The 19,820-nt window shown below is 46.2% G+C and carries 20 protein-coding genes and 2 pseudogenes; 5 read left to right on the top strand and 17 right to left on the bottom strand.

The features are described from left to right. Positions 1 to 16 precede the first annotated feature (16 nt). The 3 genes from ADU24_RS07525 to ADU24_RS07515 form a co-directional block, all read right to left on the bottom strand. The gene (locus tag ADU24_RS07525) at positions 17 to 994 is read right to left on the bottom strand and encodes an alpha-ketoacid dehydrogenase subunit beta (protein WP_053366044.1); all 978 of its coding nucleotides are present in this window, start codon (positions 992 to 994) and stop codon (positions 17 to 19) included. Positions 995 to 996: 2 nt separating this feature from the next. Next, positions 997 to 2,112 carry a pyruvate dehydrogenase (acetyl-transferring) E1 component subunit alpha gene (pdhA, locus tag ADU24_RS07520; RefSeq protein WP_053368833.1) on the bottom strand — a complete coding sequence of 372 codons (1,116 nt, stop codon included), beginning with the start codon at positions 2,110 to 2,112 and terminating at the stop codon, positions 997 to 999. Between the two features lie 520 nt (positions 2,113 to 2,632). Next, positions 2,633 to 3,298 carry a YkyA family protein gene (locus ADU24_RS07515; RefSeq protein ID WP_082306854.1) on the bottom strand — a complete coding sequence of 222 codons (666 nt, stop codon included), beginning with the start codon at positions 3,296 to 3,298 and terminating at the stop codon, positions 2,633 to 2,635. Between the two features lie 219 nt (positions 3,299 to 3,517). Here ADU24_RS07515 and ADU24_RS22525 point away from each other — a divergent pair, with 219 nt between their 5' ends. Both ADU24_RS22525 and def read left to right on the top strand, forming a co-directional pair. After that, on the top strand, positions 3,518 to 3,652 hold the full coding sequence (locus ADU24_RS22525; protein WP_082306853.1) for a YjcZ family sporulation protein: 135 nt from the start codon (positions 3,518 to 3,520) through the stop codon (positions 3,650 to 3,652). A gap of 217 nt (positions 3,653 to 3,869) precedes the next feature. After that, positions 3,870 to 4,424: a peptide deformylase gene (gene def / locus ADU24_RS07510; protein ID WP_053366043.1), complete on the top strand. Its 555-nt coding sequence runs from the start codon at positions 3,870 to 3,872 to the stop codon at positions 4,422 to 4,424. A 102-nt stretch (positions 4,425 to 4,526) separates the two neighbouring features. On the opposite strand, the gene ADU24_RS07505 is transcribed toward def, so the two are convergent. Continuing rightward, on the bottom strand, positions 4,527 to 5,450 hold the full coding sequence (locus ADU24_RS07505; RefSeq protein ID WP_053366042.1) for a DMT family transporter: 924 nt from the start codon (positions 5,448 to 5,450) through the stop codon (positions 4,527 to 4,529). Positions 5,451 to 5,938: 488 nt separating this feature from the next. Here ADU24_RS07505 and ADU24_RS07500 point away from each other — a divergent pair, with 488 nt between their 5' ends. After that, entirely contained in the window at positions 5,939 to 6,148 is a 210-nt protein-coding gene (locus ADU24_RS07500) for a DNA-dependent RNA polymerase subunit epsilon (protein ID WP_053366041.1), read from the top strand. Positions 6,149 to 6,154: 6 nt separating this feature from the next. After that, positions 6,155 to 7,822, top strand: coding sequence for a ribonuclease J1 (gene rnjA / locus ADU24_RS07495; protein ID WP_053366040.1), 1,668 nt, complete (start codon positions 6,155 to 6,157; stop codon positions 7,820 to 7,822). A 53-nt stretch (positions 7,823 to 7,875) separates the two neighbouring features. On the opposite strand, the gene ADU24_RS07490 is transcribed toward rnjA, so the two are convergent. The 13 genes and pseudogenes from ADU24_RS07490 to ADU24_RS07435 form a co-directional block, all read right to left on the bottom strand. Further along, positions 7,876 to 8,538 carry a potassium channel family protein gene (locus ADU24_RS07490; RefSeq protein ID WP_053366039.1) on the bottom strand — a complete coding sequence of 221 codons (663 nt, stop codon included), beginning with the start codon at positions 8,536 to 8,538 and terminating at the stop codon, positions 7,876 to 7,878. Between the two features lie 62 nt (positions 8,539 to 8,600). After that, on the bottom strand, positions 8,601 to 9,617 hold the full coding sequence (locus ADU24_RS07485) for a cytochrome d ubiquinol oxidase subunit II (RefSeq protein WP_053366038.1): 1,017 nt from the start codon (positions 9,615 to 9,617) through the stop codon (positions 8,601 to 8,603). 57 nt (positions 9,618 to 9,674) lie between these two features. Beyond that, entirely contained in the window at positions 9,675 to 11,006 is a 1,332-nt protein-coding gene (locus ADU24_RS07480; RefSeq protein ID WP_053366037.1) for a cytochrome ubiquinol oxidase subunit I, read from the bottom strand. A gap of 209 nt (positions 11,007 to 11,215) precedes the next feature. Continuing rightward, on the bottom strand, positions 11,216 to 12,127 hold the full coding sequence (locus ADU24_RS07475) for a DUF4349 domain-containing protein (RefSeq protein WP_053366036.1): 912 nt from the start codon (positions 12,125 to 12,127) through the stop codon (positions 11,216 to 11,218). A 116-nt stretch (positions 12,128 to 12,243) separates the two neighbouring features. Continuing rightward, positions 12,244 to 12,699 carry a TlpA family protein disulfide reductase gene (locus ADU24_RS07470; RefSeq protein WP_053366035.1) on the bottom strand — a complete coding sequence of 152 codons (456 nt, stop codon included), beginning with the start codon at positions 12,697 to 12,699 and terminating at the stop codon, positions 12,244 to 12,246. Between the two features lie 100 nt (positions 12,700 to 12,799). Beyond that, a complete protein-coding gene (locus tag ADU24_RS07465) occupies positions 12,800 to 13,348 on the bottom strand; it encodes a peroxiredoxin (RefSeq protein ID WP_053366034.1) in 549 nt (182 codons plus the stop codon). A gap of 242 nt (positions 13,349 to 13,590) precedes the next feature. Further along, positions 13,591 to 14,310 (bottom strand): annotated as a pseudogene (locus ADU24_RS07460) (M20/M25/M40 family metallo-hydrolase); the annotation flags it as partial. A gap of 7 nt (positions 14,311 to 14,317) precedes the next feature. Then, a pseudogene (locus ADU24_RS22520) lies at positions 14,318 to 14,395 on the bottom strand (2,3,4,5-tetrahydropyridine-2,6-dicarboxylate N-acetyltransferase); the annotation flags it as partial. Positions 14,396 to 14,467: 72 nt separating this feature from the next. Beyond that, complete coding sequence (locus ADU24_RS07455; RefSeq protein WP_053366033.1) at positions 14,468 to 15,349, bottom strand: LysR family transcriptional regulator; 882 nt, start codon at positions 15,347 to 15,349, stop codon at positions 14,468 to 14,470. Between the two features lie 77 nt (positions 15,350 to 15,426). After that, a complete protein-coding gene (locus tag ADU24_RS07450) occupies positions 15,427 to 16,935 on the bottom strand; it encodes an MFS transporter (protein WP_053366032.1) in 1,509 nt (502 codons plus the stop codon). A 79-nt stretch (positions 16,936 to 17,014) separates the two neighbouring features. Next, the gene (cbpB, locus tag ADU24_RS07445; RefSeq protein WP_053366031.1) at positions 17,015 to 17,461 is read right to left on the bottom strand and encodes a cyclic-di-AMP-binding protein CbpB; all 447 of its coding nucleotides are present in this window, start codon (positions 17,459 to 17,461) and stop codon (positions 17,015 to 17,017) included. Positions 17,462 to 17,588: 127 nt separating this feature from the next. Further along, a complete protein-coding gene (locus ADU24_RS07440; protein ID WP_053366030.1) occupies positions 17,589 to 17,825 on the bottom strand; it encodes a YkuJ family protein in 237 nt (78 codons plus the stop codon). A gap of 233 nt (positions 17,826 to 18,058) precedes the next feature. Further along, positions 18,059 to 18,772: a DUF3993 domain-containing protein gene (locus ADU24_RS07435; protein WP_053366029.1), complete on the bottom strand. Its 714-nt coding sequence runs from the start codon at positions 18,770 to 18,772 to the stop codon at positions 18,059 to 18,061. Between the two features lie 248 nt (positions 18,773 to 19,020). On the opposite strand from ADU24_RS07435, the gene ADU24_RS07430 reads away from it, so the two are divergent. Next, on the top strand, positions 19,021 to 19,800 hold the full coding sequence (locus tag ADU24_RS07430; RefSeq protein WP_231689586.1) for a C39 family peptidase: 780 nt from the start codon (positions 19,021 to 19,023) through the stop codon (positions 19,798 to 19,800). Positions 19,801 to 19,820: the final 20 nt, after the last annotated feature.

Genomic DNA, 19,820 nt, shown 5'->3' with positions numbered 1-19,820 from the left:
AGCAGCGCTTGTCCTATTAAAACGTAAGTACTTTCTTGGCCGTTTCAATGACATCTTTAAAATTTGGAAGCCATACGTTTTCAGCCTGGGAGAAAGGATAAACCGTATCAGGCGCAGCCACAGTAAGTACAGGCGCTTCAAGGCTCAAGACGGAACGCTCCATGATTTCGCTGATAACAAAATTTGCGGCGCCAGCCTGCTTCTGGGCTTCCTGGACAACAATCGCGCGCCCTGTCTTTTCAACTGAAGCAACGATTGCTTCGATATCCAAAGGCATCAGTGTACGGAGGTCGATTACTTCCACGGAATGGCCTTCCTTCTCAAGTTCTTCCGCGGCTTTAAGTGATTCATGAACCATCGCGCCATACGTAATGATTGATAAATCCTTTCCTTCGCGCTTAATATCCGCTTTCCCAAGTGGGATGGTGTATTCTTCCTCTGGCACCTCTTCACGGAATCCACGGTAAAGCTTCAAATGTTCTAGGAAAATGACTGGATCGTTATCACGGATAGCGGAAATCAGCAGTCCCTTCGCATCATATGGCGTTGATGGAACGACAACTTTTAATCCTGGTGTCTGCATCATTAATCCTTCAAGGCTGTCGGAGTGAAGTTCTGGTGTATGTACCCCGCCGCCAAATGGGGATCTGACCGTAATCGGCATATTGTAACGCCCCCCGGAGCGGTAGCGCATCCTTGACATTTGGCCGGCAATGGAATCCATTACCTCAAATACAAACCCGAAAAACTGAATTTCGGGGATTGGGCGATAGCCGGTAAGCGAAAGGCCGATTGCCAATCCGCCGATGCCCGATTCAGCAAGCGGTGTATCAAATACCCGCTCTTCGCCAAATTCCTTTTGAAGGCCTTCGGTAGCACGGAACACACCGCCGTTTACCCCCACGTCCTCCCCGAATATCAAAGTCTTTTCGTTATTGCGAAGTTCTATGCGTAAGGCATCCGTGATTGCCTGGATCATTGTCATTTGAGCCATGATTACTTCGACTCCTTTGCTTTGTAAATTTCATATTGTTCCTTCAGGTGGAAAGGCATTTCTTCATACATGATCGACATAAGGTCTGTTACCTTTTGTTTAGGGGCTGCGTCGGCCTTCTTGATGGCCTCTTTAATTTCTTCCTTCGCCCTTTCGATAACTTCGTTTTCTTTTTCTTCGTTCCAAAGCCCTTTGCTTTCAAGGTACTTCCTGAAACGGACAAGCGGATCCTTCTTTTCCCACTCACTGTCAAGGTCCGCAGTCCTGTAGCGTGTCGGATCGTCCCCTGCCATCGTGTGTGGGCCGTAGCGGTAAGTCAACGTTTCAATTAATGTAGGACCTTCGCCATTAACAGCGCGGTCACGGGCGTCACGGACAGCTTTATAAACCGCAAGAGGATCCATTCCATCCACCTGAACTCCCGGGATACCGGCTGCAACCGCTTTTTGCGCAATAGTTTTCGCGGCAGATTGCTTTTCAACCGGCGTGGAAATTGCAAATCGGTTGTTTTGAACAATGAAAATCGCAGGTGCCTTGAACGCTCCCGCAAAGTTGATGCCTTCGTAAAAATCGCCCTGGGATGCACCGCCATCGCCTGTGTACGTGATTGCAACCGACTTTGAGCCGTTTTTCTTCATTCCAAGCGCAACCCCGGCAGCCTGAATATACTGGGCGCCAATAATAATTTGCGGAGAAAGGACATTGACGCCTTCTGGGATTTGGTTGCCTTGATAATGGCCCCTGGAGAAAAGGAATGCCTGGTAAAGCGGAAGGCCGTGCCAAATAAGCTGAGGTACATCACGGTACCCAGGTAAAATGAAGTCATCCTGCTCAAGCGCGTATTGGGAAGCTAGCTGGGAAGCCTCCTGCCCCGCTGTAGGCGCATAGAATCCAAGGCGGCCCTGGCGGTTAAGGGAAATGCAGCGTTGGTCAAGAATACGTGTATACACCATCCTGCTCATTAATTCCTGAAGCTGTTCATCACTTAGTTCCGGCATTGCCGCCTCGTTAACGACCTTGCCTTCTTCATTTAAAATCTGGAGCGTTTCAAATTGCTGCTCAACTGTTTCGAGCGTCTTCACCGCATCGATTTGGGCGTTCTTTGTCTTAGAAGCCATTTGGGTCACCATTCCTTTCTTTTCCACAATTTTCTCTTCTTACAGCAAACAAATTCGGGGTTTCTTATTTAATGGGATGTAAATACTCACTTATGTTACCCATAAAAGCGGCTATATGATGCTTTCCCTATAAGAATGTTATAAATTGCTGCCTGATACTCCTGTATGTCCAAAGGGCAGCTGGCGCATATCTATATAGTTTTCCACAAGCGCGGCGATTGGAAACCCAATTTCCGCAATGCACTGCTTTTTATGCTGTACCAGTTGTTGGCCCCATTAAATTAATACAATTCTCCCCTGCAAATCGAGTTTACACCATTCCCTTCCAAACCGTCAATAATCACGACCTATAAATTTACCACTATTACAATATTGGAAAATAACATGAACATAAATCAATCTGTACTAGTTCATTTTCTGAATCTGTATTAGTTCTGTCTCACCCATATATTACCTTGAAGTAACAAACGGAAGGAGCTTTTGCCGGCAAAAAAAAGCAGGCATCCTCTGCCTGCTCCGATTAGGATTCCTTGCCGATAAGCCCAGCCAATTTATAAAAGTCGAGCTTTTCCTGATTGTATTTTTCGGTTAATTCATTAAACTTTTCATTCGCTTCCAGGATGCTGGAGTAAGTGTCATTAAGTTTGTTTACCTGGCCTTCGAGGTTTTCCAATGATACATCCTTTGCCTTAAGGGAAGTATACAGTTTGCGGTCTCCCTCAAGTGCGTTCATGTATTCCTTAAAGAGCGATTCATGTATTTCGTATCGTTCTTTCATCGTTTCATATAGAAATTCTGCTTTTTTCTTCAATTCGGGCTTTTTGATTTTATCCAGGATGGCGGATGCTTTTTCGAATTGTTGCCTGGATTGTTCAAGGCTTTGGCGCTCAAGTTCGATATGTTCTTTTCTTTTTGCGACAATGGCTAGTGCCTCATCCGACAAAGTGGATATTTGGCTGTATTCCTTCAGGCCAAGGCCCATAATTTTATCAAAAATTGCTTTTTCCTTTGTTTCAAGCTCAATGAGGGGATCTTGTTGGGCTTCAAACTGTTTTTCGGCTTTTACCGCTTTTTCCATCACTTCGTACAGCTGCGATTCCGGTGATTCTTTTCCAATGCACCCTGTTAGCAGCATGATGGCTGCCCCTAAAAGGAACAGCAGTTTTTTCGTTGGAGAAAATGGCAAAGTAAATCACTCCTTTTCTTAACAATTCAACTATATCGGGAGTTTTTGCATTTGACAACTTTCATTAAACGAATGCTTGTCCGCGATATTCCACTCTATTCATGGAAATACCCTTTTATGAGTGGGCGCCGGCCCATACGATCCGATGGGGGCCCGCATAGGCTGTAATAGTCGCCCGGGTAAAAGGGCCGGCGAACGTTATGTGGAGGAGGAACGCTTATGTACGGTTACTGCGGATACGGCTATCCCGTCGGAGTTGGCGGATACGGTGGATTTTGCGGCTGGGGCAGGGGTTTTGCCTTAATCGTTGTACTGTTTATTCTTTTGATTATTGTCGGTTGCGCCTGGCTATAATGGCATATGAAGGAGAGGTGCCCGCCTCTTCTTTTTGTTGCAGCAACAAGCCGCCTCCCTGCCGTTTTTGACAGGACGGTTTTACCACCCGATTTTAATGGGCCAAAAAATTCATCTAATTAACTTTTTGGCGATTGTCTGCTAGACTAATGTCATACTTCTTCCCTACGATAGGGATTGGGATTAATGTTTTGTTTTACAGGAGTGAACTAAAAATATGATAACAATGGACGATATTATTCGGGACGGGCACCCAACCTTAAGAAAAACAGCCAATGAAGTGCCCATGCCTCCCTCAGAAGAAGACAAGGAAACCCTTGCGAGCCTCCTTGAGTATGTTAAAAATAGCCAGAACACCGAGATCGCAGAAAAATACGGGCTTCGCCCTGGCATAGGCTTGGCCGCACCGCAAATAAATGTGCCGAAAAGAATGATTGCCGTCCATGTGCATGACGAAAAAGGGAATGTACATAGCCACGCCCTTTTCAATCCAAGGATTGTGAGCCATTCGGTGGAAAGGGCATACCTGACTTCAGGTGAAGGGTGCCTTTCAGTCGATGAGCCCCACCCAGGTTATGTCCCACGATACGCGCGTATCACGGTAAAAGGATACGACGCGGATGGGAACGAAGTAAAGCTCCGGCTAAAAGGACTAACCGCTATCGTCTTCCAGCATGAAATTGACCATCTGAACGGCATTATGTTCTATGACCATATCAACAAGGAAGACCCTTATAAGCCGATTGAAAATGCAATTCCTATCGAAAGATGATTTTTTCAGCCGTCCAATCCTTATGGGCGGCTTATTTTTCCACAAAGCCAAACCGGATGCTTCATTGATCGGCCATGGAATATGGCTTTTGCTTTTTAAACTTCAATTCGCTGTCTTCGATTTGGCTTTTTGGTTGGAACTGCTGGCGGTACGAGCTTTTGGTTTAATAGAAGATATATAGACGCCTGAAAAAATAATACCTAGGCCCAACATCATCGACAAATGGATTTCCTCCCCGAGAAGGAACGCTCCCCAGATGATTGCGAAGACCGGTGCTAAATAGGTTACAAGAGCAGCAAATTCAGGGCTCCCTTTTTGCACAAGATAATAATAAATAAGATAGGCAATTCCCGAACCCACTGCCCCTAGGCCGACAAACGCCCCTATATTGTGCAGGCTAAAGAAAACCGATGCGTCCGGCAGCCCCGTTACGAGCATCGCAATGAAACTCGCTACCGAGGAAAAAGCGAGCGTATACAGCGAAAGTTCAAAGATTGGCACTCCACTGGCATATTTCTTCGTCATATGCGATCCAATGCCATAACAAAGCGCCGCCCCACTCATCATTAAAATGCCCGCCAAATTGCCCGACCCAAATGTGTTGCTCCCAAAATCGGAAAGAAGGAATATTCCGCAAAACCCAATGAAAGCCCCAATCCACTGGTTTTTCCGAAGCTTTGCCGAAAAGAATAGAAACCCGATTAACAAAGTCCATATGGGGGTAGTAGCATTAATAATGGAGGCAAGGCTTGATGTTATCTTTGTTTCTCCTGCTGATATCAGCAGCCACGGCAAAACATTATTTGCAAGTGCAATGGCGATAAGTTTCGCGTGGGGAAGCCCCGTTAATGGCCGCAAAGATTTTTTCACAGCAAAGGCGATGGCCAAAAGCATGGCGGCGCCGAAGAACGTACGGCCGAAGACGACCTCCGCTGGCCCAAGTGTTTTTAAAAGAATTTTGATAAACATAAAGGAAGTTCCCCAAATCATACCCAAACCTACTAACGATACATAAAGCCTGCCCAAAACCATTCCCCCTGACGTCTTTCAATAGTAAAAACATTAATCTTTCAGAAATATCTTGTCAATTTACTGACATTTAACGATTCCAAGATTAACCATGAAGATATTGAACGGACACACATATACTAGTAGTAACAAGAAGAACGATTTTTGTTAAGATTCACGCCCGAAAATCGGAAAAACAAGCCCAATTATTCACCTGGCTGCTTTACATTGGACAAGGATGGTATAAAATAAAGGTAAGGAGATGATCCACTATGTTAAAGAAGCTCAGACAAAAGCTTTTAAAACAGTGGAAAGATTTATTACGAAAAAAATCCATTGCCTAATGTTTTGAGCCCTTCAAACTTGCGGAGGGCTCCTTCCTTATTGTAAATTGAAAGGCAGTGGGAATGATGTTAGCGTTTCCCCCGGAATCCGGCACAGGCATGGAATTCGGACCAGGGGTTTTATAATAGACAATGCAAATGTGGAGATAGGAGCGAGGAAACATGTTATTCAAGATTTATTACCAGGAAAGGCTCAACGAGGTACCTATCAGGGAAAATACCAAATCCCTTTATATCGAGGGTGAGTCGGAAAGGGATGTCAGAAAAAGACTGGCCGACCGAGGCTACAATATTGAATTTGTCCAGCAAGTAAAAGGTGCCTACCTGGAATATGAAAAAAAAGATGAAGACTTTAATGTATTGGAGATATGATTATTTATGAAATTTGTTAAAAATGACCAAACCGCTGTTTTTGCCCTTGGCGGCCTTGGCGAAATTGGGAAAAACACGTATGCAGTCCAATTCCAGGATGAAATCATCCTAATCGATGCCGGCATAAAGTTTCCGGAGGACGAACTTCTTGGAATTGATTATGTCATTCCGGATTATTCCTACCTTGTGAAAAATGCAGAAAAAATCAAAGGGCTTTTTGTTACCCATGGCCACGAGGACCATATTGGCGGGATTCCTTACCTTTTGAGGGAAGTCAATGTACCGATATATGGAGGAAAGCTTGCGCTTGGACTGATTAAAAACAAGTTGGAAGAACATGGCCTGCTAAGGACAACAAAGTTTATTGAAATTAAAGAAGACGACATCATTAAGTTTCGGAAAACCGCCGTTACGTTTTTCCGAACAACACATAGCATTCCTGATTCTTATGGGATTGTTGTAAAAACTCCGAATGGACAAGTCGTTCATACCGGAGATTTCAAATTCGATTTCACGCCGGTTGGCGAGCCTGCGAACCTGACGAAAATGGCTGAAATCGGGAAGGAAGGCGTTCTTTGCCTCCTTTCGGATAGCACGAATAGTGAAATACCCGAATTCACAATGTCCGAACGCCGGGTTGGCGACAGTATCGATGATATTTTTCGCAAGGTGGATGGCCGGGTTATTTTCGCGACTTTCGCTTCCAATATCCACAGGTTGCAGCAAGTAGTTGAAGCTGCCGTCGCAAACGGCAGGAAGGTTGCCGTTTTTGGGCGGAGTATGGAAGCGGCCATCAACATCGGCCAGGAACTCGGCTATATCCGTGCACCAAAGGAAACCTTTATTGACGCCCAGCAAATCAACAGGCTCCCGGCAAACCAGGTAACCATTCTGTGTACAGGAAGCCAGGGTGAGCCAATGGCCGCCCTTTCGAGGATAGCAAATGGCACACACCGCCAGATACAGATCAACCCTGGAGACACTGTTGTATTCTCCTCCTCCCCAATTCCGGGGAACACAATCAGCGTTAGCAGGACAATTAATATGCTGTTCCGCGCTGGCGCCGATGTAATCCATGGCAAACTAAGCAATATCCATACATCCGGACACGGAGGCCAGGAAGAACAAAAACTCATGCTAAGGCTTATCAAGCCGAAGTTCTTTATGCCAATCCACGGTGAGTACCGTATGCAGAAGATGCACGCAAAGCTTGCGGTCGATTGCGGCGTGCCGGAGGAAAACTGTTTTATTATGGACAATGGCGAAGTACTTGCGCTTTCGGAAGACAGTGCTCAAATTGCCGGTAAAATCCCTTCTGGTTCTGTCTATATCGATGGAAGCGGGGTTGGCGACATCGGGAACATCGTCCTTCGCGACAGGAGGATCTTGTCAGAAGAAGGCCTTGTGGTCGTTGTTGTGAGCATCAATATGAAGGAATTCAAGATTGCTTCCGGACCTGACATCATTTCTCGCGGATTCGTTTATATGAGGGAATCCGGTGACCTGATCAACGATGCCCAAGCCCTCATTTCAAAGCATCTGAACAAGATTATGGAGCGGAAGACGACCCAGTGGTCCGAAATCAAAAACGAAATCACCGATACACTCGGCCCATTCCTATATGAAAAAACCAAACGCCGCCCAATGATTCTTCCAATCATTATGGAGATCTAAAAAAGTGGATAGAAAATACGAAAAAGGAAGCTTGCAGCCGCAAGCTTCCTTTTTTAATCTTCTATAACCTTCTTCCTGAACCTTTCAATGTCCACGTCGGCTCCGATTACAATCAAAATATCGCCAAGCCAGATTTTCTCGTTTGCCAGCGGAGAAACGATTATGTCGTTCCCCCTCTTTATTGCGACGATGTTGATTCCGTACCTGGCGCGGATATTCAAGCCGATAATTGTATTGCCGCCAAGCCGTTCATTTGCGACAATTTCAACGATGCTGTGTTCGTCGGAAAGGTCAAGATAGTCGAGGACGGTACTCGTTGAAATATTATTGGCGATGCGGATTCCCATATCGCGTTCAGGATGCGCAACTACATCGGCGCCAATTTTCAAAAGAACCTTTTCATGGTAATCATTCAGCGCCTTGGCCGTTACATGCTTTACCCCAAGTTCCTTCAGGATAAGGGTAGTCAGGATGCTTGCCTGTATATTGTCCCCAATCGCGACGATGACGTGGTCGAAGTTCCGGATTCCAATTGCCTTCAGGACTGCCTCATCGGTGGAATCCCCGAGAATGGCATGGGAGGCAATGGAGGCGTACTCATTAACCCTCTCTTCGTTGTTGTCCATCGCGAGGACTTCCATCCCCAGTTCGGACAGCCTGCGGCAAATACTGCCGCCAAAGCGGCCGAGGCCAATAACTGCAAAATCTTTTTTCACTCAGATTCCCCCAAGGAACATATTTATTCCTATAGTAGCAAAAAAGGGACAAAACCGAAACATCACTTTTTTCCACGCACATAATCGGCGTCGAAAAGGAACAGCTTCATTAATAGACCAAGCGACGGGACGAGCAGGAAAAGCCCCGCTATAAAAGCGATTACGAGCGCCGTCCCCATCGCATCATTTGTCACGGCTGTGTGGATTGTGATGAACGGGTCAAGGATATATGGAAGGTGAGACGCCCCGTATCCGAAAAAAGCGAAAAAGAATTGAAGCATAACAAGGATGAACGCCCATCCGAACCATTTTTTCCGGTAAATGAAAATAGTTGCCACCAAAAAACAAAGGAACGAAAGCCCAAACATCCACCAAATATCAAGGGCATTGGAGAAATGCCTGGCATTGTGGCCCTTCAAGGCTGTGAAAACAAGCAGGCTGGCAAGAATGCAGGGAATACTCCAAAACAAAGCAAATTTCCGCAGTACGTTCCTGGCGTCAACATCGTTGGCCCTGTCGGCATAATAGGTTAGGAAAGAAGCGCTTATGAACAGGACTGAAACAATCGCGAGCAATACTACGGACCAGGAATAAGGGCTCGCAAACAGTTTCATGGCTAGAAATTCGACAGAGTCCCCCTTCTTCTCCAGGAACCCGCCTTCGGAAATGGTCAAGGCGGTTGAAAGCGACGCCGGAATCAACAGCCCCGTAGCGCCATAAAGGAATAAGTAAAAGCTATTACCTTTTTTAGCGCCATAATTCCCAAACGCGTAAAACGAGCCCCTGAGAGCAAGGAGAATCAGTGCAATACTGCCCGGGATAAGCAGGGCAGTACCATAGTAATACGCAGTGTCTGGGAAAAAACCGATCAACCCGACAAAAAAGAAAACAAAAAACACATTGGTAACTTCCCACACGGGAGAAAGGTACCTGCTGATAATATGGTTGATAACATGATCTTTTTTCGTTATTTTGCCGTAGTAGGCAAAGAATCCAGCCCCGAAATCGACCGAGGCGACGATAAGATATCCATACAAAAACGTCCATAGGACAGTTATGCCCAAAAGCTGCAAGCTCATCATCATACCCCTTTCCTTAATGGTTTCCCGACGGATCCATTGCAAGCCTCCATACTATTAAAATGCATTGGAATACCGTTCTTCGAATTCCTGCTCAGGTGTTTTCTTTTTAAACATCCTGGTGAGGACAATGACTGTCATAACTGCAAGGACGAGGTAGAGCGCAAGAAACATCAGAAATGTCAACCCGACATGATCCGCCCTGGTTGCCCCCTCCGCCACCTTCATATAGCCTCTTAAAATCCAAGGCTGGCGGCCAACCTCGGCGAATATCCAGCCAAATTCAATGGCCAGCATGCTGAGAGGCCCGCTTGCGACAATTGACCATAGGAGCGGCTTATTGAACGGGTTCCCCCTAAACCTCATCAGGAAGACGAAAACAGCGGATATAAAAGTGGCATACATGCCAATTACCACCATCAGGTCAAACATATAATGAATCCATAATGGAGGCTGTTCATCTTCAGGGATTTTGTCAAGCCCTATAACTTCCGTATCAAAGGAATTGCCTGCAAGGAAGCTCAATACTTTTGGCAACCGGATTTCATTATGTATCTCCCGGTTTTCGTCAAGAGTACCGAATAGGATAAGGTCGGCGTTTTTGCCTGTTTCAAAATGCCACTCTGCGGCAGCAAGCTTCTCAGGCTGCACCTTGGCGAGGAACTTAGCCGATATATCTCCTGCCACTGCCGTTCCCAGGGCAAATATGAGTCCGGCGGCCATTGTAAGTTTCAGAGATTTCATATGGTACTCTGTCTTTTTGCCGAATAGGATTACCCAGGCAGTTATTGCTGCGAGTATGAAGGCCGACGTCATATAGGAGGATGTCAGCACATGAAAAACCTTCGAAGGCGTCGCTGGGTTGAACATCGCCTTGAGCGGGTCGATTCCTGTTATTACTCCGTCCCTTAGCGTGAAGCCTTGAGGCGTATTCATAAAGGCGTTCACCGTGGTAATGAAAATGGCCGAGGCCGAGGAACCGATGATGACAGGGATGGACAAAAGCCAATGGTAAATCGGCTTTTTAAACCTGTCCCACGTATACAAGTAGATTCCGAGAAAAATAGCTTCGAAGAAAAAAGCGAATGTTTCCATAAAGAGCGGCAGGCTGATTACCTGGCCCGCAACTCTCATAAAACTTGGCCAAAGCAACGAAAGCTGAAGGCCAATGCACGTTCCTGTAACCACACCTACCGCGACGGTAATCGTAAAACCCCTCGCCCACCTTCTGGCGAGGAGGATATAATGTGCATCCTTCCTCTTTATGCCGATGAATTCCGCCAAAGAAATCATGACCGGAACCCCCACGCCAATGGTCGCAAAAATGATATGGAATGCGAGAGTCATTGATGTTAGCATTCGGCTGAGCATTACACTATCAAGTTCCAATTGCTTTCCCTCCATAAAGTAAAATCAGACATCCACATCACTTGTGAAATTGTGAACAAATTGTGACAAATGTCGCTGCAAATCTATGTTCTAACGACTTGCCCCTTTTTGGCTGTAATTCCTATAGCCAAAAAACAGGGCCCGCAAACACGGGCCGAGAGGATATCGGGTAAAACCGCAGTCTTAATAGATGTTCGACGGCTGTCAGCTTATTCTGCTCCCCTTCTTTTTACCACTTTTTTTATGAAAAAGAAAATTATTAGCCCGCCAACAATTAGAATGAGGAAAACGGGAAGGTTTCCAACGAAAAAGACGATTAATCCCGATCCGGCTGAAAGAAGGAAGTTCGTGCTGCTGATGAACTGTTTTTTCGTTCTTGCCCACGTATCGAGCTCCTCTGGTGTCGTTGCTTTGGCAATCAATTTCCTTTCAAAAAGGGAGATTTTAATAGTCGATAAGGATGACTGGTTTTGAAGATACTTCATTTTTCCGGTTATTTGCTCAATTTCTTCCTGAACCGTTCCGAGGTCGGCCGATATTTGAAGCAAATCTTCCGTCTTTGTCGCCCCTTTCATGAAATCCAGCAGCCTCGCCTCAACCGCTTTTTTGGACCTTAGCCTGGACTCCAGGTCGACATACTGTTCCGTAACATCCTCCCCGCGAATTGAACGGTCAAGTACCTCGGCGGCGTCCTTTTCAGCTTCATGTAAAAAACTTTCAAACTTCGCAGCCGGGACACGGATTGTCATGATGCCGCTCGTCTGCTCGCCTCCATCCCGCGAGACAGAGGATTCAACAATGTACCCGCCTAATTTTTCAGCTTTTGATTCAATCGATTTTTGGGCATTTTCAAAGTTCTTGACGCGCAAATGAAGTTCGGCATTCCGGATAACCATTCGGTCCGAGACATCCTTGGATGGTTTCGCCCCATCCGATGTGTCCGACTTTTCCTTTCTATCCCCTTCCCCTGCAACCGAGTCGCCGTAATCCCTGTCCATTGTGTTTTGCCCCGCACTATCTGACATTTTCGCTGAATCCGATTGACCCGCATTGCTGCATGCCGCCAATAGGGCAGCCAGCCCAAAAACCATGATTAGCACCCATTTTTTAAGGTTTGCCATACTCTGATACCCCCCATTCCTTTACAAATTAGACGGGGATGGCGAATTGTTTGTGGCAGCCGACTTTTGCAAAGGAAAAAAGGCCCGGCATCCCAAGGTGCCAGGCCCCAATTTCTTTATTCAGATTTTTCCGTTTCGTCCAAAACGCGGTTTACCCGCTTCTCGAGCATCTTCATGCCGCTTCCGCCCGCCTGGAAATGCCTCAACTTTCCTTCCTTATCAAAAACATAATACGCAGGGACGTATTCATTTCCGAATGCATCCGTAAGCTTATGTTCACTGTCAACAAATATTGGCTGGGTAATGCCGTGTTCAGCTGCGGTTTTCTTAATATCCTCCATATTCAGGTCATCTTCCGACCTTGGCATATGTACCGCCACTACATTTAGCCTGTCTTTATAGTCGTCGCGGAACTGGTTCACCTGCGGCATCGCTTCCTTGCACAGATGGCAGCTGACTGACCAGAAATGGATTAGGGTCGGCTTTTCGCCAATCAACTGGTCCCTTGTCACTTCACCATTCAGCCATTCGGTGGCGCCTGCAAGTTCAGGCATTGGTTCACGTAATTTCATCTCATTGCCTCCCCGTTATTGTTTGCTAAAAAAAGACCTAACATATGAATTGGTTAGGTCTTTAGATAATGATGGTTTCAATTGGCCATCGAATGGCCGATTAAACGCTAAGAGTTTTTTGGCCTGGCTTCCAGTTTGCCGGGCAAAGTCCGCCAGTTTGAAGAGCCTGCAGGACGCGGAGGGTTTCATCTACATCACGGCCAATATTGTTGTGGTTGACTACCTGGTACATCAATTCGCCTTCCGGGCTGATAATGAACAGGCCGCGAAGCGCGACGCCTTCTTCTTCAATCAGCACTCCGTAATCGCGGGATACAACATGGTTCGTATCGGCAGCAAGCGGATATTTCAAATCGCCAAGGCCATTGTCCTTCCTATCTGTTTTGATCCAGGCAAGATGGGTATGGATTGTGTCGGTAGATACGCCTATGATTTCGGCATCAAGATCCTCGAATTCATCATAACGATCTGAAAGAGCCGTAATTTCGGTCGGGCATACGAAAGTGAAATCCATTGGGTAGAAGAAAAGAACAGTCCACTTGTCGTTTTTCATGTTTTCTTCAAGGCTTACTTTTCCAAACTCCTTGTTCGGCAGTACTGCTTCCATTTCAAATCGCGGTGCTTGTTTTCCTACCATACGTTCCGGCATGAAAATCCCTCCAAAATATTGTTATGTACGGGAGATAGCTTGTTCGCTATCCCTTTTACATCGCCTATTATAGGGCAACCCCTTAACACAGTCAATTTTAACCAATCACCGTTCAAACCAGCAATCACTGTTCCTAAGAATAGCCACCCTTATAGTCTTGCCCATCTCACCGTGAAATAATCAGGTGAAACAGGCCTATTATAAGTCTATCATCCCTTACTTTAGAACGGGAAACAGCTTGCTCATGGCTTGTCCTTTGGCCCGGATTTTAAAGAAATGTACCCGCTTAGCAGGCGGATGGCCAGGGGTATCGCAGCTTCATCGGGCATTAGCCCGGAGTGGTGGAGGCCGTTTGGTGAATTGACCCCAAGCCAGAACATGAATCCGGGTATCTCCTTCAGCATATAGCCGAAATCTTCACCCGTCATCGCCTCCTTGCAGCGGACTGCTTCTACCCCGTCCAAAGCCGATGCAAAGTCGAAAAATTCAGTTGCGAGCCCAGGATGATTGAAAACCTGATGGTACATGGCACCGTAATCGATGGCCGCTTCGCATTCAAACCCCGCCTCGATCCCCTTTACTATGGCCTCAATCCTTCTTTTGACTGTTTTCATTGATTCGGGTGACAAGGTCCTAATCGTCCCCTCAAGCCTAGCCCTTTCAGCAATCACGTTTTGTACCGTTCCTCCGGTGATTTTGCCGATGGTTATCACGGCACTATCGAGCGGGTCAACATTGCGTGAAATAATTGTCTGAAGCCGGGATACAAGATAGCAGGCAGCGACAACCATGTCGTTTGCCTAGTGCGGAAATGCTGCATGCCCTCCTTTTCCTGTCAAATCAATAAACAACTCCGATGTATTGGCGAACAGCAGCCCTTCTTTAAGCGCCACCGTTCCTACCGGGTATTCGGGGGCGATATGGAGCGATACAATCATATCAGGCTTCCATTCCTTCATTATCGCCTTATATATATACCTTTACTGGAGTGGATTTCTTCGAGTTTTGAATAAACGAAATAATTTCATTGGCGTCCATCATTTTCATTGGTTTTCCTCCAAGATGCATATTTGAAAAATACGCTAACAGACCGCCTGTTTGAAAACAAGAAAAAATACGTTACTTCCCATCATTAATATGTTCCAGCATCAACTCCGTAAACGCCCTGACTTGTTTTAGTTCAAACGAGGATTCATACCCAAGAAGCCATGTGTCCCGTTTAATCGGCCGGTTCCATTCATCAAGGAGCGGGAGCTTGAAAATATCCTCCCCGGCGCCATGGAGTGTGATTTCCGGGAGGATTGCATAACCAATGCCATTGAAGGCCATTTGTTTGCATGTTTCAATTTGGTCGACAAGAACAGTCCTCTTTGGCGGCAGCTTGAATTGGCGATGCCACCATTCCTGGATTTCCTGATAGTAATTCGAATCGCTCTTAAATTGGATAAAAGGCCGGTCTGTTTCAAGAACCTGCTCCATGTTCGAAATTTCCCTATCCACAAGAAACAGCCTGTCTTCGAACAAATGGACCTTTTTCCCTTTCCATTCAGGCGCACCGCGTATAATGCCGATATGGACTTGGTGGTCATAAAGCGAACGAAGGATTTCGCTGCTCCAGCCGGTCACAAGCGAAATCTTCGCCTGGGGATAACGCTCAATGAACTTTTTCAGCACCTTTGGGAGCCAGTGCTGTCCAACAATGGTTGCGACTGCAATTTTAAGTGTTCCCGACACACCGGATTCCATTGAGTGGATGGCTTCCCTTACCTTTTCCTCTTCGGCTAGGACGCCATTGGCAAACCGGATGACTTCTTCACCTTGGGGAGTAAGTGCAAGCCCTTTTTGCGAACGGATAAAAAGCTTCGCGCCCCATTCCTTTTCAATGGACTGAAGGCGCTGGCTAAGGGCAGGCTGGGAAACGAACAACCGCTCGGCCGCCTTGCGCATATTCATTTCCTGTGCCAGTACGGATAAAAGTTGAAACTCGGAAAGTGAGGACATTCCCATTCCTCCATAAGATTTTCTTATATTATAACTTATTTATTCCCAAAAAAATAACCCGGGTTTCCCCGGGCTTTTTATGCTGGTTTCTTTTTTGGCAAAAACAAAATCACTGCCATGCTGATTATCGCAAACAATAATACGCCAATATAGACGGTATGGAGCGAAACCGTAAGGCCTTCCTGGAGAAGGGCCTTTACGTTCCCGGGGAGCGCGGCCCGCTCTTTTGCATCAAGCAGGACATTGGCCGTTTCAAGCGTTGGATTGCCTTCCGTGCCTGTCCCGTTTTTTTCAAGGTAAGCCATAAAGCGGCTATTAAGGATTCCGCCAAGCAAGGCAGCGCCAATCGTATTGCCAAGGTTTCGCATGAACATGTTGGATGCCGTTGCAATACCGCGCTGCTGCCAGCCGACAGTCCCCTGAATCAGCAGGATAAAAGCGGTCGATGTCAGTCCCATTCCCGCACCTGTAAAAAAGGAACCAAAAGCCGCCCACACCGGGCCTGCACCTGGAGACATTGTCGCAAAAAAAGTTCCGCCAACAATCAGTAAGACTCCCCCAACAAGGCATGTGAACCTGTATCCTTTCGCAAGTGAAATCCTCCCGGAAAAAGCCGAGGCAATGGGCCAGCCGATGGACATGGCTGTTAATGCGAACCCGGCAACGATTGGGGATTGTTCCATTACCCCCTGGACAAACGCCGGGAGAAAGCTTGAAATGCCGATCAGCATCACCCCTGTTGTAAGGGATACGATATTTGCAATAAAAATCGACTTTTCTTTCCAAATCGAAAATGGCATCATCGGTTCCGCTGCCCGTTTTTCCTGAATGACAAAGAGCGTGATTGCCGTAAAACTGACAAGGAAGAAAGCCGCTGAAGGAAGTGATACCCAGTTCCAGCGATGCCCTCCTTCCACAAGAATATACATCAGAGAGGAAATTCCGATTGTCACGAGGATTGCGCCTATGTAGTCAATTTCATGGCTTTTCTTCTCGACCTTCTCATGAAGGAACATCCAAAGGCCTGCCATGGACAGGATTCCAAGGGGAATGTTCACCCAGAACACATAATGCCAACTTGCATATTGCACAAGGAGCCCCCCGATTGCAGGACCAAGGATAGCCGAGATGCCCCACACACTAGAAAGATATCCCTGGATTTTAGCGCGCTCTTCTGTATTGTAAATATCCCCAACAATCGTTGTCGCGATCGGCATCACGGCGCCGGCCCCAAAACCCTGGATAAGCCTGAACACAATCAGCATTTCCATTTTTTCCGCAAAGCCGCACAAGATCGAGCCAATCATAAAGACTGTAAGCCCGAAAAGAAGGACTGGTTTCCTTCCGAATAAATCAGACAATTTTCCGTATATAAGAACCGTTACGGCATTCATTAACAAATAGGCTGAAAATACCCAGCTATATAGGGAAAAGCCACCCAGCTCCCCGACGATTGCCGGCATCGCCGTCGACACGATGGTTGCTTCGACTGCACCCATGAACATGGCAAGCATTACGGACGCAAGGACGAGCGGCCGACGCGTGAGTTTTTTTCCCGCCTGCTGCTTCTTAAAGGCTTCCCCCACAGACTGCACCTCTTTTACGTAAATATTCGTTAATGGCTGAAAACAATAGCCCCCACTAATGGGAGCCCTTTGGTAAAAATTACTTCTTATTCTGCTTTTTTAAATGCTTATTCAACTGGTTAAGCACAGTACTCCGCGGCAGAATCCCTTCAAACCGCCCATCGCCTGATTCAACGCACAAAAACGGATGATTGATTAATAATTCCACGCAACGATTAATGGATGCACCCATTTGCACACGGGGAACGGAGTGGTTCATGATTTCCTCTACCTTTTTTTCTTCCAGTTTTTCGAATTCAATTCTCTCAAGCCCCAGGAGTGAGTCCATAATAATCGACGTACTGATCAGTCCAAGAAGCCTGTAGTGCGGATCAAGGACGGGTATGGCGGTATATCCGCTCTTTGTAAGAACGAGCAAAGCATGCTCCAGGTTATTTCCCATTTGGACATGTGCTACCCTCTCGGAAGGAATCATCAGATCCCTAATGCTAATTTCTAAAAATTCTCCGCTATGAAGACTTATCATTACTGAATGCTCCTCAAATTTGTTTTACACCATATATATTCTACCATAGTTCTGGCGGGTTCTGGTTATTTTAGGCTTCGGATCAGGAATTGAAAAAGGAACCTGTTTTCGAGGTTCCTGGCGTTAATCATTGAATCAATTCAAAAATTTCAATTGTAATCATATCGATATTATCGAACTGGTAACGCTTTGGTTTTTCCTTATCATTGTATACTTCCAGTTCGAACGTTTCTGTTTTCGGGTGAAACGTAACCTGGCATTTCCGCTCGCCATTTACCTCAAAGTAGCGTTGTGCAGGCTCACCGCCGCCCGATTGTTCCTGAAGATTTTTTAAGCGGGTAATAATCCCTTGTAGCTGTGACATGCTTTCTCTCCTTTCAAAACACAAACAAGCTATTGCTATTAGATTTCTCTCCCCGCACGTTTCTATCCATACGGATCTTCCCAGATTTCATCTGGTTTTCCTTGTTTGCCAATACTAACAGCATAAATTAGTTTTGTACATACATACAAGTAAAAACTGATTAAACAGGGAAATTTTTAATTCTCTGAAAGAAAACCGCCCATTCTAAATGGGCGGCATTCCTGGATTGGTGGTCATTTGGCAAATGCACTTGCATTTTCCCTAACATCCATCTTCCCGTCAGCAGCGAGGCTTCCAGCCTGCCCCTCACCAATGAAGGCTGCGTATTGGAAAAGGCCGCCAATCGGATTCACCCCGAGCTGGAAATGGATTGAAGCAGCCTCCACTGCTTTTTCCCGCTCGGGTGCGGCAGGAGTCTCCATACCGCTTTCATCCACCGCGGCAGCCGGTAACTCAGATTGTGAAATAACCGAATCAGGAATATCGTCGTATAAATACTTGGAAACTTTCCAGCCTTCAGGTGTTTTTACAAGCAAGAGGCCTTCATAATGGCTATCATAGCCCACCGGCCCGTCTGTGCTTTCCGGGAAAAACTCAAAAACGTACGCTTCATTTTTCCCAACTACAACTTGCGTACTGTCGGAAAATCCATAGTACGGGATATAGTATTGGCCAAAGTCGGTCCCATATGTAACATATTTTCCGTTTTCCTCAACAAGGTTTGCTTCTAGGAAAAGCCCTTTATAACTGTCTGTAAAATACGGGGCAAGGATTGCATCGACTTCCTCTTTCGAACGAAGCTCTTCACCAAGGGATAACTGGGCTTCAAATGCATTCCTTAATAAAGAAAACGCCTCGTCCCTTCCCATCCGCTCACCTGTTTCCGCTTCAGTATACAGAGGCAAAAACAGCATAAACGCACAAATCAAAAACAATGATTTTTTCACGAATATTCCCCCTGTTTAGCCCTCCTTCAGGGCATTTATTTCAATATCAACTTAAATATGATTCGTTATGCATGTGCACTTCTTATCCATTACCCTGTATCACAGATGTTTAACCAGGTTCGGCCCAAATGGATAAAATTATTTTGTTTCGGCCCATCATGGATTGTTTTGGCAGACGGCTTCTTCTATACCAGCCTGCAAATTGGGGAATATAATCATACGCATAATTTTTTTTGGGGGGGATTTCTTTGAATATCCGGTTTTTCTTGGCTGGTTTAATATTCATCCAGGGATGCAATAGCGATGCCATTACGAGGGGCGGGCAGCAAACGCGTACCCCCGCCATAACTACGGATGAACAAGGTATAAGCAAGCCTTTTGGGCAGATGGTTGATAAGAATCAAACAAAGGACGATTCGATTGGCGGTCTGCCAGATAAGGTGATCCTGGATGTTCCTCTCATTAAACAAAATCCTGAGCTAAAATACGGCTGCGAGGTGACTAGCCTCGCGATGGTCCTGAATTACGCGGGAGTATCTGTCGATAAAATGGAGCTTTATCGGGCGGTCAGGAAAGAATCCGATCCGCTCGATAGGCCAAAGGGGGATATAAAGAGATGGGGAGACCCTGCTCGCGGGTTTGTTGGCGATATGACAGGGAAGGCACCTGGATATGCTGTGTTTGATAAACCGATTGTCGAATTAATGGACAAGTATTTGCCGGGAAGGGCTGTAAATTTGACTAATAAGGAATTTAAGGATGTTCTCAGCCATATCGCGGCGGGAAATCCGGCGGTGATCTGGACGACCGGTGATTTCAGGCTACCCGATAGATGGGAGTCCTGGCTGCATGGAAAACGGACAATCAGGACTCCTTTGGATCTCCACGCCGTTGTCCTTGTCGGGTTTGATTCGGATAAAGTGTATGTAAACGACCCCCTATCCGGCAAAGTGCAACATGGTGTTGACAAAGAACAGTTTATCCACTCGTGGATAGCCTTAAAAAAACGCGCAGTGAGCTATAATTAACACTCAATGAATGGCCATGA

This window comes from Bacillus sp. FJAT-27245 (genome assembly GCF_001273955.1).
In the GTDB taxonomy this organism is placed as follows: domain Bacteria; phylum Bacillota; class Bacilli; order Bacillales; family Cytobacillaceae; genus Bacillus_D.
Note: the sequence above shows the minus strand (reverse complement) of the source record. Positions and strands in the feature narration are given on the sequence as shown.